Annotated in this window: 12 protein-coding genes and 2 pseudogenes; 2 read left to right on the plus strand and 12 right to left on the minus strand. The window is 51.3% G+C overall.

The features are described from left to right. Positions 1–50: 50 nt before the first annotated feature. On the plus strand, positions 51–146 hold the full coding sequence (gene prli42 / locus SD71_RS23775) for a stressosome-associated protein Prli42 (RefSeq protein ID WP_152619522.1): 96 nt from the start codon (positions 51–53) through the stop codon (positions 144–146). On the opposite strand, the pseudogene lipB reads toward prli42, so the two are convergent. The 7 genes and pseudogenes from lipB to SD71_RS19850 all read right to left on the minus strand — a co-directional run bounded on the left by lipB (position 118) and on the right by SD71_RS19850 (position 8708). After that, positions 118–842 (minus strand): annotated as a pseudogene (lipB, locus tag SD71_RS19820) (lipoyl(octanoyl) transferase LipB). The gene prli42 and the pseudogene lipB overlap by 29 nt on opposite strands. 99 nt (positions 843–941) lie before the next feature. Further along, entirely contained in the window at positions 942–2303 is a 1362-nt protein-coding gene (locus tag SD71_RS19825; protein WP_041067181.1) for a dihydrolipoamide acetyltransferase family protein, read from the minus strand. 31 nt (positions 2304–2334) lie between these two features. After that, positions 2335–3321, minus strand: coding sequence for an alpha-ketoacid dehydrogenase subunit beta (locus SD71_RS19830; RefSeq protein ID WP_041067183.1), 987 nt, complete (start codon positions 3319–3321; stop codon positions 2335–2337). Continuing rightward, on the minus strand, positions 3321–4340 hold the full coding sequence (locus SD71_RS19835) for a thiamine pyrophosphate-dependent dehydrogenase E1 component subunit alpha (RefSeq protein ID WP_041067185.1): 1020 nt from the start codon (positions 4338–4340) through the stop codon (positions 3321–3323). Before SD71_RS19835 ends, SD71_RS19830 begins: the two co-directional genes overlap by 1 nt. A gap of 154 nt (positions 4341–4494) precedes the next feature. Further along, positions 4495–5924 (minus strand): annotated as a pseudogene (gene lpdA / locus SD71_RS19840) (dihydrolipoyl dehydrogenase). A 109-nt stretch (positions 5925–6033) separates the two neighbouring features. Then, positions 6034–7287 (minus strand): DHHW family protein, encoded by a 1254-nt coding sequence (locus SD71_RS19845; protein WP_041067187.1) that lies wholly within the window; start codon positions 7285–7287, stop codon positions 6034–6036. Positions 7288–7301: 14 nt separating this feature from the next. After that, complete coding sequence (locus SD71_RS19850; RefSeq protein ID WP_041067188.1) at positions 7302–8708, minus strand: MBOAT family O-acyltransferase; 1407 nt, start codon at positions 8706–8708, stop codon at positions 7302–7304. A gap of 150 nt (positions 8709–8858) precedes the next feature. Here SD71_RS19850 and SD71_RS19855 point away from each other — a divergent pair, with 150 nt between their 5' ends. Beyond that, positions 8859–9170: a DUF2627 domain-containing protein gene (locus SD71_RS19855; RefSeq protein ID WP_041067190.1), complete on the plus strand. Its 312-nt coding sequence runs from the start codon at positions 8859–8861 to the stop codon at positions 9168–9170. A gap of 52 nt (positions 9171–9222) precedes the next feature. On the opposite strand, the gene SD71_RS19860 is transcribed toward SD71_RS19855, so the two are convergent. The 5 genes from SD71_RS19860 to SD71_RS19880 form a co-directional block, all read right to left on the minus strand. After that, the gene (locus tag SD71_RS19860) at positions 9223–9453 is read right to left on the minus strand and encodes a hypothetical protein (protein ID WP_041067193.1); all 231 of its coding nucleotides are present in this window, start codon (positions 9451–9453) and stop codon (positions 9223–9225) included. After that, complete coding sequence (locus tag SD71_RS19865; RefSeq protein WP_235427258.1) at positions 9450–10340, minus strand: D-alanyl-D-alanine carboxypeptidase family protein; 891 nt, start codon at positions 10338–10340, stop codon at positions 9450–9452. The genes SD71_RS19860 and SD71_RS19865 overlap by 4 nt, the downstream gene beginning before the upstream one ends. Positions 10341–10425: 85 nt before the next feature. Beyond that, a complete protein-coding gene (locus SD71_RS19870; protein WP_152619523.1) occupies positions 10426–11517 on the minus strand; it encodes a sensor histidine kinase in 1092 nt (363 codons plus the stop codon). Further along, positions 11507–12205, minus strand: coding sequence for a response regulator transcription factor (locus SD71_RS19875; protein ID WP_041067199.1), 699 nt, complete (start codon positions 12203–12205; stop codon positions 11507–11509). The genes SD71_RS19870 and SD71_RS19875 overlap by 11 nt, the downstream gene beginning before the upstream one ends. Positions 12206–12398: 193 nt before the next feature. Further along, positions 12399–13484 carry a foldase protein PrsA gene (locus SD71_RS19880; RefSeq protein ID WP_052476442.1) on the minus strand — a complete coding sequence of 362 codons (1086 nt, stop codon included), beginning with the start codon at positions 13482–13484 and terminating at the stop codon, positions 12399–12401. Positions 13485–13559 lie beyond the last annotated feature (75 nt).

The raw sequence follows: 13559 nt of genomic DNA on the forward strand, positions 1-13559 counted from the left end.
CTTTGGTTACAATAGAAGAATCATAAATTTTGTGAAAGGGTGCTGACTGCATGAATAACCGTTGGATCAAAGTCGTTGTGTGGGTAACGCTGCTTGCCATGCTGCTCTCAACGCTTGTTATGAGCTTAGGCTTTCTGATGCAATAGAAGAGTCGTAGCCGAATACCCGGCAGAAATGAGGGACGAGTCGCCGCCCGATTTCTTCCACACTGAGGGACAATCCGGTCAAAGCTTCCAGTGAAGTTACTCCGTACTCGGCAATTCCGCATGGGATGATTCCCTGGAATCCCTCCTGCTCGACGCCGATCTTCACATTCAGCGCAAATCCGTGACTGGTGACGAATCCCCGCCGGGTGCGCGCTTTATTAAATTTGACGCCGATGGCTGCTATTTTCACATCCCCGACCCAGACCCCTGTATATTCCGGTTTTCTGCCGCCTTCTATGCCGAATTCCGCCAGCAAGCCGATTATGGCTTCTTCAAGCTTGCGTAAATACCCGTGCAAGTCCAGTCCGACAGCATCCAGATAAAGCAGCGGATAACCCACAAGCTGGCCGGGTCCGTGTAGGTGATATCCCCGCCGCGGTCGATTTCGAACAACCCGATGCCGCGCTCCTCCAGCTCTTCAGGTTCGTACAACAAGTGCTCCGGATGCCGATCCGAACCTACCGTGTACGTCGGGGGATGTTCCAGCAGCAACAGGGTGTCGCCGCGCTCCTCGCGATCGATTGCACGTACAAGCTCTTTTTGCAAATCCCAAGCTTCTCCATAATTCATTCGTGACAGCCATCGGGTTTCCAGCGCATGCATAACCGTATTCCTCCTTGCAACTGCTCCTCCCATTGTATCGCAATGAAATCGTCAACTGCAATAAACGGGACCGCACTCCGTAAAAATAGCCCGTTTAATTGCTGTGAAGCAACCAAACGGGCTACCATTTTTTTAATATAGCTTCGTGTCAAGAGTATAGCTCTCGAGATTTTCCTTGACCCGCTGCAGGAACCTGCCGCAGATGACGCCGTCAAGAATCCGATGATCCAACGACAAGCACAGGTTGACCATCGACCGGACGCCGATCATGTCATTGATCACAACCGGCCGCTTCACGATCGATTCGAACGTAAGTATGGCAGCTTGCGGGTAGTTGATAATCGGCTGCGTCAGAATGGCTCCGAAAGAACCGGTGTTGTTGACGGTAAAGGTACCGCCTTGAACGTCATCCAGCTTTAGCTTCTTATCACGGGTGCGCCAAGCTAAATCATCGATTTCGTGGGCAATGCCGGCAATGTTCTTCTGATCCGCTTGGCGAATGACAGGAGTAACTACCGAATCTTCTGTGCCCACCGAAAGTGAAATGTTGATATCCCGTTTTACGATAATCTTGTCGACGGCCCAGACGGAGTTCATAATCGGATAATCTTTAATGGCATTAACAGCCGCTTTTATAAGGAACGGCATATAAGTGAGGTTTATGCCCTCACGCTTCTGAAACTCTTCTTTCAACTTGTTTCTCAGAACGACGAGATTCGTCACATCGACTTCAATCATCATCCATCCATGCGGAATTTCACTAACGCTCTGGCGCATTCGGGTTGCTATGGTGTTCCGGATCGGGGTGACATCGATAAAATATTCTCCGCGTCCGGGCATTTCCTGTCCCTGTACTTCGACTGACGGGATTCGAGGAGATTCGGATAGGTGCATACCGCCGGAACGTACCTGAATGTTCGGGTCCATCGTTCCAAAGCCTGCACCGGCAGAGGCTTGTCCTGTCATGGCAGACGGTCTGTTATCCGAGGCCGGCAAGCCGGATAAGCCATTGGCTGCTGCTGCTAATACGTCTTTTCGCGTAATGCGTCCGCCCTCTCCCGTACCTGATACACGGCTTAAGTCGATACCCTGCTCGGCCGCGAGCTTCTGAACGGCGGGGGAATAACGGTGACGCATAGGAGCGCTGGCGTCAAATGTGCCGGAAGAAACAGCGACGGCCGGCCGTTCAGGAGCAGGGGCGGCCGCTTCAGGCGCTCTCTCCTCAGACGTATTTCCAGCCGCAGAGACTTCCGTCTCGACCAGACAAATCGCCGCACCGACCTCGACCGTTTCTCCTGCGCCCGCTAATATTTTCACAATCTTGCCTCGAACCGTCGAAGGAAGCTCGGCATTCACTTTATCGGTTATAAGTTCGCATATCGGCTCGTACATATCGACGCTGTCGCCCGGCTGCTTCAGCCAGCGGTCAATCGTTGCTGATACGAGCGATTCCGCCAGCTGCGGCATCGTGATTTCAATTACCTGTTTCGCCATTGTAGTTTCTCCTCCCCGGCAAGCGGCGCGGTCAGTACCGTGCGAGCTCCAGCATGGCCGCTTTAACCTTGTCTTTGTTCAACAGAAAATGCTTCTCACCCGGAGGATTGATCGGCATCGCAGGCACATCGGGCCCGCACAAACGGCGGATCGGGGCATCCAGGTCATACAACAAATGCTCGGCGATAATAGCGGAGACTTCCGCACCGATACCGCCGGTCTTATTGTCTTCATGGATAATAAGTACTTTGCCTGTCTTAACAACCGCCTCGAGAATACCTTCTTGGTCGAGCGGCTGCAGCGTACGCAAATCCAGAATATGCGCTTCGATCCCTTCATCACGGGAAAGCTCCTCTGCAGCCTGCATGGCAAAATGCAAAGGCATGCTGTATCCGATAATGGTCAGATCACTGCCTTCCCGCATCACATTCGACTTGCCGATCGGAACGACGTAATCTTCATCGGGAACCTCATCCATAATCAGGCGGTAGCATTTCTTGTTCTCGAAGAAAAGCACCGGATCCGGATCCCGGATGGCCGCTTTCAACAATCCCTTAGCGTCATAGGCGGTGGCAGGCGCTACGATCTTCAGTCCGGGCGTGCCAAAAAAGACCGACTCCGGACACTGGGAATGATACAGACCGCCGAATACTCCGCCGCCGATCGGGGCGCGGATGACGAGCGGACAATTCCAGTCGTTATTGGAACGGTAGCGAATTTTCGCGGCTTCACTGATAATCTGGTTCGTTGCCGGGAACATGAAATCGGAATACTGCATTTCGGCGATCGGCTTCATTCCTGCCATTGCGGCACCGATTGCTACACCGGCAATAGCAGACTCCGCTAGCGGAGCATCAATCGAACGCTGCTGCCCGAACTGCTGCTGCAGCCCTTTGGTTGTTCCGAACACTCCGCCTTTGAGGCCGACGTCTTCGCCCATGACGAACACGTCGCCGTCCCGTTCCATCTCTTCATGCATAGCTAGCCGAATGGCTTCGATGTATTCAATAACCGGCATCAGTTGCCCTCCTCAGCGTAAACATAACGGACAGAATCTTCCGGCGATTGAAAGGGCGCGCGTTCCGCATACTCATTCGCTTCGTCAATCGTCGAGCGAATCTCGGACTGAAGCGTCGCTTCCTCTTCTTCCGACCAAAGACCGGCATCCGTCAAATATTGCCGGAACACGGGGAGCGCATCCTTGCTCTTGTGAAACTCGACCTCTTCCTTGGTTCGATACGCCAAGTCATTGTCTGAGGTTGAATGTGCGGTGACCCTGTAAGTCATAATCTCAATGAGCGTCGGGCCTTGTCCGGCAACCGCGCGCTCACGCGCTTCCTTCACGACGCGGTAAACCTCCAGCGGATCGTTGCCGTCCACGCGAATGCCGGGGAAACCGTAACCCAAGGCGCGGTCGCAAATACGCCCTCTCGTCTGCTGCTCGTAACGCATCGAGATGGCGTACTGGTTATTTTCACATACGAAAATAACGGGAAGCTGATGAACCCCTGCGAAATTGCAGCCCTCGTGGAAATCTCCCTGATTGCTTGATCCGTCCCCGAACGTCACGATGGCTACAGACGGCTCGCCTCTCATCTTCGCGGCAAGCGCAAATCCGGTGGCATGAGGCACCTGGGTAGTGACCGGGCTCGAGCCCGTCACGATCCGCAGACGCTTGCTTCCGAAGTGTCCCGGCATCTGCCGGCCCGCGCTGTTCGGATCTTCTTCCTTCGCGAAGATGGACAGCAGCAAATCTCTGACCGTCATGCCCAGACTAAGAACAAATCCATAGTCGCGGTAATACGGAAGGAACCAGTCCTTCTCCCTATCCATAGCAAAACCCATCGCAACCTGCGACGGCTCCTGTGTAATGCCGGAAACATGAAAATTCACTTTGCCTGCACGTTGCAGCAATTGTCCTCTTTCATCAAAACGGCGGGCGAGCATCATCGTCTTGTACATCGAGATAACCCGCTCATCGGAAAGTCCCAGCTCGCTGTGGCGAAGCTTTTGTTGGACCGAACCTGCTTGTTTCATGTCGGGTCCTCCTAGCTGACAGAGTTTTTTTGTAACCTGGTCTTAATACTTGAACTTAAATCTTATTATAACCCGCTTATCGGCAAAAAGAAAGAAAACGGCCCGCCGGGAATCGTTACTTTTTCCCGAGCTGGCCGTTATGCATTTTTTTTATTTAACTGTGCGCAGCTGATCCATCCAAAGCGGACATCACTTCCTGCATCGCTTCCGAAAGAGTCGGGTGCGGATGAATCGTGCGCCCGATTTCCCATGGCACGGCATCCAGCAGTTTGGCAAGTGACGCTTCCGCGATCAGTTCAGTGGCGTGCGCACCGACCAGGTGCACACCCAATAGATCGCCGCTGGCGGCATCCGCCACCACTTTGACGAAGCCGTCGCTTTCGCCGTATACCAAGGCTTTGCCTAATACCCGCAGAGGAAGCTTTGCCGTTTTAACTTCAAATCCGTTCGCCTTAGCATCCGCTTCCGTCCAACCGATCGCTGCCGCTTCGGGACGCGAATAAATGGCGCGGGGAATATCCCTGTCCATCGCGCGTTTCGGCTTGCCGCCGAGCACGTGCTGTACCGCGATGGCCGCTTCATGCATCGCCGCATGAGCAAGCTGCACGCCGCCGATACAATCGCCGATGCCGTAGATATGCGGCTCACCCGTTTGCAAGGTGTGCGCGTTGACGAGTATAAACCCTTTGTCGGTTTTAATATCGGTGTTTTCCAAGCCCAAGTTTTCCACATTGCCCTGCCTGCCGACGGAAACGAGCATTTTCTCCGCCGTCAGCGTACACTCTTCGCCTTTGACCTGGACGACTGCCGAAACACCGGAGTCGGTCACCATACATGAAGCAGGATCAAGTGAAGCCCCGGTAATGACTTTAACGCCCCGTTTCGCGAGCGCCTTGGAAAGCTCTGCGCCGATGTCCTTGTCTTCTCCCGGCAGCAGCCGCTCCGCAGTCTCGATCAGCGTCACGTCCGTACCGAAATCGCTCAGCATGGATGCCCATTCGACGCCGATGACGCCGCCCCCGATAATAAGGATGGATGATGGCCGCGATTCCCAGTCCAATGCTTCGTCGCTGGTCACAATATTCACTTCGTCATAAGGAAGCCCTTCTAACCTGCGAGGGCGTGAGCCCGTCGCAATAATCAGATTCTTAGGCACAACTGTCTCGGATTCACCGTCCGCAAGCTCGACTGCCACCGCCCCGCTCCGGGGAGAAAAGATGGAAGGACCGATAATTCGGCCGGTGCCGTCGACGACTTGAATCTTGTTCATCTTCATTAAAGACTGTACGCCCCGATGGAGCTGCTCAACGATATTATTTTTGCGGGTAATGACAGCCTTCCAATCGACAGAGGCTTTCCCTTCGGCATAGCCACCCCGTATGCTGCAGCATCCCCGATCGTGGCGAACACTTCCGCGCTTCTGAGAAGCGATTTGCTCGGGATACAGCCGCGGTGCAGACACGTTCCGCCTAACTTATCCCGTTCAATGACAGCAACGCTGCGGCCGGCCTGCGCCGCTCTGACAGCTGCCGTATAGCCGCCCGGCCCGCCGCCCAATATGGCGACATCGACTTCGATTGGCATATTTTCCCCTCCATATGTCAACTGACGCTCCTATTGTACCTTTTTTTCGCGCCGGGAACAAAAACAAAAAAGCGGCACCCCGGATTTTGTAACCGGGTACCGCTCAAGATTACTTGCCGAGATCCATTTTCTCGTTCAACAGCTTGGCGATGCCGTCATTACGGGCCACCGTTGAGTTGTTCAGGAAGAGTACGTCCGTAATTTTCTCCCGCTTCACGAAATCCAGCATATTCTCATTCATGTGACGCGGATCAAGATAATAGACTTTCTCAAAATGCGGCAGCAAATACGGCACAAAAGCGTTGGCGTACGAGTCTTTCACCACTGCGATGCGTTTACCGTTTTTGTTAGAGGTTTTAATTTCGCCCCAAGGATAGTCGCCGCCCAGGAATACCGCGTAGAACCCGTTGCCTCTCTTGGCATAGTTGGGATCCACCACTTTTTTGACAGCAGCTTTCCCTTTGCTTGTATACATCGTATAGGTGTTGTCAACAAACGGCGTATAGTATGTGATCGTGTCCGGGTTCGATTTAAGGTCAACATTCAGTGTCCCTTTATAAGCGGTGCCCAGGAACCCTTCGATCTCGCCCGATTCATACCGATCGAGCGGAACCGGTTTATCCCCTATCGTATCCATAAACTTGGTATAGGCGTAATAAGCGCCCAAAGCCGTCCAGTGGTGATCCGTGCGGAAATAGATATATTCGCTGCGATGCTCGTTCAACGCTCCATAAGCATCAACGCGCCCGATTGATGGATCAAGCAGCTCGTTGAGATGATCAAAGGCGACTTTCTGCGAGTCTGACATCTGTTTATATTTCTCGTTATCCAAAAATTCTATGGATGTCGGCGCGAGCAATGAATATACGCGCACTTTAGGATCGACCGACGACTTGAAACGATTCAGCGCTTCCGCATATTTCTCGGCGGCGGATGGGGAGTACGCGAACAAGGTGAACGCCCGATCGTTCAAGATCAGATACTTGCTTGTCGTCGAGCTCGCGGCCGTCGCCCCGGCCTCCGTCGCCTCGCCGGTGGCGTTCATGTTGACCGCCATATTGTCGCCGCCTTGTACAACAATGGATGCAGTGTCGCCGACCGGCATTCCCTTCAATTGTTTCATGTCTGTACCTACTTGAACTAACGAGGTGCGGAATGCAAAGTTGTCGGCAAAAAAGTTGTCGTATTCACGTGTAAATTTGCCTTCAAAAAACCGATCGATCGTAAATGCCGGTCTTTGTTGAATGGCGCGCTGCTCGAGCTGCGATACCGTCTGGGACTTCGCCCCCAGCAAATTGACGGCGGAAAGGCCGAATATGAATACGAGAAACAATATGATATTAAGCTTGGCCTGTCGTTTCATGTGGACCCTCCTCGTCAAAACCGGTAATAAAGAAACGGATTATAAGTGCTGCCTACGAGCAAAATGGTAGCGGCAATTAACAGAGCAACGTTAAACACCGGCACCGCGTAATCTTGCAATCCCGTCTGAAGCCTTGGGTTTGCTTGGCAGATCCGGCCAATCGTCCATTTGGCAAGCGGTGTGGATGCGATAATCGCAATAAGGAACAGAAGTAAGTTTTCTTTAAAGTAGATTTCGAGCTCAACCGTTGTAAGCGGCAGGCTGCTTGCACCGAACATGATGCCCAGCGCCTTAACAGCGGCCCACAGGTCGGTGAAATAGAACCACACCCAACCGACAAGCATCGCTAACGTCATGTAGATATGAGCGACAAATTTTGGAGCGGCATCAAGCCATTTACGCAGAAACAGGCTTTCAAGGTAGATGAGCAAGCCGAAATATAGACCCCAGATAATGAAGTTCCAGCTGGCTCCGTGCCAGAAGCCTGTCAGGAACCAAACGACGAACAAGTTGCGGACGTGGAATCTGCGATTTCCGCCTAGCGGAATGTACACATAATCGCGGAAAAAGCCGCCCAAAGACATGTTCCACCTGCGCCAGAAGTCGCCGGCATTCTTGGAAATATACGGATAGTTGAAATTCTCCCGCAAATTAAATCCGAACATTTTGCCCAGACCGATTGCCATGTCCGAATATCCGGAAAAGTCGAAATAAATTTGCAAAGCAAAAAGGCAGACACCGAACCATATACCGAGAACGGATGAATCGGCGCTTGGATTAAGGATGACGGACACGCTCTCTCCAAGCAGATTGGCGAAAATGACCTTTTTACCGAGACCGATCATAAACCGTGTAATGCCTTCGCTGAACCCCGCCAGAGTAACCTTCGGGTTATCGATCTGCTGCTGAATATCGGTGTAACGGATAATGGGTCCGGCGACCAGATGCGGGAAGAAGGAAACATAGAGCAGAAGCTTCTTCGGCGATCTTGGCGCTTCGATTACACCCTTATAGACGTCGGTAAGGTAACAAATGATTTCAAATGTGAAAAAAGAAATCCCGATCGGCAAAGTAACTTCCGGATGGGGAATATGGAACGGTAATACGGCATTCAGGTTATCGACAAGAAAACCGGCATATTTGAAAAAGGCCAATATCCCGATATTGACCGAGACCGCCAGAACAAAGAGCAGTTTGGCAAGTCCGGTTCCCCTGTACCTCTCGATACCCAAAGCAAATACATATCCGATTATGGACGCTAATAGCAAAAGTATGATCCAGATGGGTTCCCCCCACGCGTAAAAGGCAAAGGAGAACAGGATCAGAACCCAGTTCCGATATGTCGTATTTTTGAATACGAAATAGGCCATCAGTAAGACAGGCAAAAATAGGTATAGAAAAAACAAACTCGAAAATACCACTTGCGGCGACTCCTTCCACGCTAGTATCTTGTGCCATAATAACATACGTTTTTGTCGGATAATAGGGCATTTGGGAGGCAATGTTGGCTATTCGTGGACAATCCTCCGTGAAATCAGTATGATAGAAAAGAATGTTGGGAGGCTCATCCTATGAAATTAATTATCTCGCGGCTGATCGCCGTCTTGCTGTTAGTCATACCCGGGATTGGAGCCGCTTACGGTTTTCTGCTGATGAAAGACGCTCTTTACGACTATTTCGCTCAGACGGGCAATGTGGAACTGCAAAATCCCGTTTTCGCTTGGGGCATGTTCATACTTGGCGCTATTTTATTTTTATGCGGCATCGCATTTATCGGCGGCTGGACTTTCTACCGGGATCGCAAACGCAATTATTTGTCTTCGCGTTTTCGCGCCAAAAGGCCGCGCCCTCCCCGTCCGGATTCCGGAAGCAAAACGGAATAAACAACAAACAGGCTCCTTCGCCCTAGCGGCGTCGGAGCCTTTCTTATCTCGGCTACCTGCTCTTCAGCTGTTCAACCGCACGAGATACGGCTTTTCGCTGCACGGCCTTCTCCCGCTCAGACGCTTCAAGGGTCCAGAATTGCTTGTCCCTGTATAAGTCCAGCAGCGCGGCTTTCGCGGCTTTGGCAGCAATCGCTTCTTCGTTCAGCAGATGGACACAAACCGAGTAGCAGAAGCCTTCGACGGATTTCAGCACATCGACTTGCTGCTCGAACCGGTTCATGACTTAGCCTCCCCATAGGCGAGGAGCTTCTTCGTCTCCTCAAATCGGGCTTCGGGTGTGTCCGTCCCCATGACGACCGTAATGTATCGTTTGCCGTTTCTCACGGTCGTTCCTGTGAAACAGTATCCGGCTTTCTGCGTATATCCCGTCTTCAGGCCGTCATTCCCTTTCGTTCCGAAGCGCTGCCCCGGCAGCATTTCGTTCGTGGTCCGGAGATTCGCCGCCTTTGATCCGCCGCCTGCCGACGATTTCTTGGTCACCTTCAGCACTTCCGGATGACTCTTGATCAAATGCCGAGCCAGCAGCGCGACATCCTTCGCGGTCATTATCGTTTCCCCATCCGCGGCTGCGGTAGCGTAACTGTCCAGATCCCGGCTGGAGAGACCGGTCGCATTGGCAAAATGAGTTTCATCCGATAATCCGATCTTATTTGCTCTGGCATTCATCTGTTCTACAAACTCCGCTTCACTACCGGCTGTGAATTCGGCAAGCGCAACGGAGGCATCATTAGCGGAATGAATCGCCATTGCCTCAAAAAGCTGCCTCACGCCCACAGATTGACCGGATAGAAGTTGCATTGAAGCGCCGTTTACTCCCGCAGCATAAGCGCTGATTGTGACCTTGTCCTCCCAGTGGATCTTCCCTTGCTCGATGGCGTCCAGAACGAGCAGCTCCGTCATCATTTTAGACATGCTTGCAGGAGGCAGAGGTTCTTGAGCGTTATGTACATAAAGCCATTCGCCGGTCGATGCGTCCAACAGAACGGCCGATTCAGCCGCCAACTGCAGCTGCGAGCCGCGTGATGCGCTGATTTGTCCCCATAGCCCATTGGCCCATCCAAACACACCGATCAATGCAGCGATAATAACAATTTTGATTAATTTCACTTTGATACCCTCCTGAACATCTTTCGATAATGTTCATTGTAGAGGGCAATGTTTAAACAAACTGAAAGCAATTCATAATATTTCCTTAAGATAACGGCAGACGAACTTCAAAACTCGTATTGCCGCCGTTGCTCGAAGCCGTCAGCGTACCGCCATGCTTTTCGACCAGCCCTTTCGCGATAGCCAATCCGAGCCCAGTGCCGCCGCTGTTTTCCGTACGCGACTTATCCACCCGGTAGAATCGCTCGAAAATATGCGGCAAATCCGCCGCAGGAATCGGTTCACCATAGTTCACAACCTGTATCGCCGCGTTTTGCTCTGTGCGAGTGACATAAATGTCGAGCTTTCGGCCGTCGCGCCCATAATTAATTGCGTTAACCAATAGGTTTTCGAATACGCGGACCAGTTTGTCCGGGTCGCCGTATACGATGAGCTCGTGCTCTGAGGTGATCAGATTCCCTTCCATCCCGGCCTCCTGCAACGCCAGATGGTGATGAACAAGCAGTTGGTTCAACAGCTCGACCAAGTTAAATCTCTTGTTATGCAAAGGAATGACATCATGCCTCATGCGGGTATATTCGAATAGATCATGGATAAGCGCATTAAGCCGTTCAGCTTTGGCGTAGGCGATCTGCACATAATGCCGAAGCTCCACTTCGTCACGGTACCGGTCTTGCTCAATGAGACCCAGATATCCGAGGATGGATGTGAGCGGCGTGCGAAGATCATGGGAGACATTCGTCACGAGTTCGTTTTTAGTCTGCTCGGCCTTCCTTTCTTCGTCCAATGAACGTTTGAGTTCCGCAACCAGCAGGTTGATATCCTCTGCGAGAAAACGGACTTCATTTCGCTGTTTTACAGGAATGACGACCTCGAAGTTTCCTTGTGAAATATGCTCCGTTGTTTGGCTAAGTTCTCCGAAGTAACGATAACGTCTCCAGTTAAGGATCACCATATATACAATGAATAATAGAAACGAACCGACAATTCCTATCGGAAGCTCACCATAAACGTGGACCAGTTGCCTCCCGATTGACCTAATGGGTGAGGTCGTATTATAGGTGATGCGCTCAAGCACAACGACAGTCAGCACAAAAGTAACGATGCCGAGCACGGTGCTCAGCAGGATTTGCAACACTAAACGCCAAGCCATTCGAAATGCGATGTTAGACTTCAATTTTGTAGCCTACCCCCCACACTGTCGTGATCAGCTTACGTCCAAGTTCTTGCTCGAGCTTGTCTCTCAGCTTGCTGATATGTACCATTACGGTATTGTTAGACTCAAAATATTTCTCTCTCCACACCTGCTGGAAGATATCCTCTGCGCTGAAAACCCGGCCGGGATTACTCGCCAGCAGGAAGAGAATCCCGAACTCCGTTGAAGTGAGATGGATTTTACGGCGATCCACCTCCGCGGAATGGGTAGACTTGTTTATGGTCAGCTCGCCGATTTTGAGGATACCGTCCTGTTCTGCGCTCGAAGCTGCCGGCTGGGCATATTGGTACGCGCGCCGAAGCAATGTTTTTACTCTGACGACCAGCTCCAGCGGATTAAACGGTTTGACCAGATAATCATCTGCGCCGGTCATCAGACCGAGTATTTTGTCCATATCCTCGGCTTTTGCACTGACCATCAGAATGGGAATCGCGCCTGTTTCACGAACCCTTCGGCAGACTTCCATCCCATCCACCTTAGGCATCATGACATCCAGCACAATAAGGTGAAAGTCTTGCTGCTGCAGCATTTCCAGCGCTTCGTCGCCGTCATGGGCCTGAGCGGTCTCGAAACCTTCATTCTTCAAATATATCGCGATCAAATTTGCGATTTCTCGATCGTCGTCGACAATAAGGATGCGTCGGTTCATAGGAAACTTCTCCTTTATCTGCGTTTCATTCCCCACTATACCTCATGTACCCGATTTCTGTCCGCAGCAAGGTCAAGTCTTTACATTTCTTAAGGAAGCCTTAAGGTTTACTTTAAAAATAAACAAAAAAACAGCTCCCCGGAAACCCGTCGTCCGGATCCGGAAAGCTGTTTATATGGCTCAATTATTTCGCTTATTTCGTTGCCGCAGGTGAAGGTGCAGGCGTCGCAGACGCACCGCTGCTCTTGTCGAGAAGGTTCTCAAATTTGCGTTCCTTCTTGACTTTGTCCATCCACTCTTGCCGCTTGGTCTGCACTTGTTCTTCCAGGTAGGCTTGTTTCACGTCGTCTTTCTTCGCTTCGTAAGTCGGTGCTACCGCTTCTTTAATGTCGGTCACCTTGATGATGTGAAAACCGTGCTGCGATTGCACAACTTTGCTCAGCTCATCTTTTTTCAATGCAAATGCGGCTTCTTCAAACTGCGGATCCATTTGCCCTTGGCCGAAGAATCCGAGATCTCCGCCCTGATCCTTGGAACCGGGATCTTGGGATTTCTCTTTCGCGAGCGCCGCAAAATCTTTGCCCGCTTTCAACTCAGCCAATATCGCGTCCGCTTCCTTTTGTGTCGGAACAAGAATATGAGATGCTTTTACTTGCTTTGGAGTTTCAAACATCGCTTTGTTTTTGTCGAAATAAGCTTTCAAATCCTCTTCTTTCACGGGATTTTGCTTTTCGAAAATTTTGCGAAGCTCCAACCCTTGCTTCATTTGAGCGCTCAGCATCGTGGGAGTCATCCCGTATTGCTGCATAGCCTGATTGAAGGCTTCTTCCCCGCCCATACCTTCTTTAAGCTTATCGATTTCCTTCTGTATATCTGCCTCGGTTACCTTAATGCCGGCTTTGTCGGCTTCCAAGCTGATCAATTTGCTCTCGGCCATGCTTCCGACCATTCTGGTCAGATTTTCCTCTCCCATTTGTTTGACCATTTCATCGTACAAATCGGATTTTGTCAGCGAAGCGCCGTCCATTGTGGCAACGGTTTTATTCATCGCACCTGCGCTGGAGTCATCCCGCAGCAGAACGAACGCCAGTGCTGCCAATGCGATAACGGAAACCAATATCCAAGGCCAAACCGGCATACCGGTTCGGGCCGTTTTAACACCTGATTGGACTTCGCGGTACGTACCGGCCGTTGCTGCCTTAGGTTCGCCGATATTGTTTTCCGGTGTTGATGTTCCCTTAATTTCGTCGTTTGGCGGTTCTTTTTGAAAATCACTCATTCTGTAATTTGCCTCCTTATTTATGACAACTGCCTATTAACTATATCAGAAATTAAGAATATTACCTTAAATCGA

This window comes from Cohnella kolymensis (assembly GCF_000829465.1).
In the GTDB taxonomy this organism is placed as follows: domain Bacteria; phylum Bacillota; class Bacilli; order Paenibacillales; family Paenibacillaceae; genus Cohnella; species Cohnella kolymensis.

Coding starts and splice junctions, on each gene's coding strand:
- prli42 (WP_152619522.1), top strand. CDS start 51: ATGAATAACCGTTGGATCAAAGTCGTTGTGTGGGTAACGCTGCTTGCC.
- SD71_RS19825 (WP_041067181.1), bottom strand. CDS start 2,303: ATGGCGAAACAGGTAATTGAAATCACGATGCCGCAGCTGGCGGAATCG.
- SD71_RS19830 (WP_041067183.1), bottom strand. CDS start 3,321: ATGCCGGTTATTGAATACATCGAAGCCATTCGGCTAGCTATGCATGAA.
- SD71_RS19835 (WP_041067185.1), bottom strand. CDS start 4,340: ATGAAACAAGCAGGTTCGGTCCAACAAAAGCTTCGCCACAGCGAGCTG.
- SD71_RS19845 (WP_041067187.1), bottom strand. CDS start 7,287: ATGAAACGACAGGCCAAGCTTAATATCATATTGTTTCTCGTATTCATA.
- SD71_RS19855 (WP_041067190.1), top strand. CDS start 8,859: ATGAAATTAATTATCTCGCGGCTGATCGCCGTCTTGCTGTTAGTCATA.
- SD71_RS19860 (WP_041067193.1), bottom strand. CDS start 9,453: ATGAACCGGTTCGAGCAGCAAGTCGATGTGCTGAAATCCGTCGAAGGC.
- SD71_RS19875 (WP_041067199.1), bottom strand. CDS start 12,205: ATGAACCGACGCATCCTTATTGTCGACGACGATCGAGAAATCGCAAAT.
- SD71_RS19880 (WP_052476442.1), bottom strand. CDS start 13,484: ATGAGTGATTTTCAAAAAGAACCGCCAAACGACGAAATTAAGGGAACA.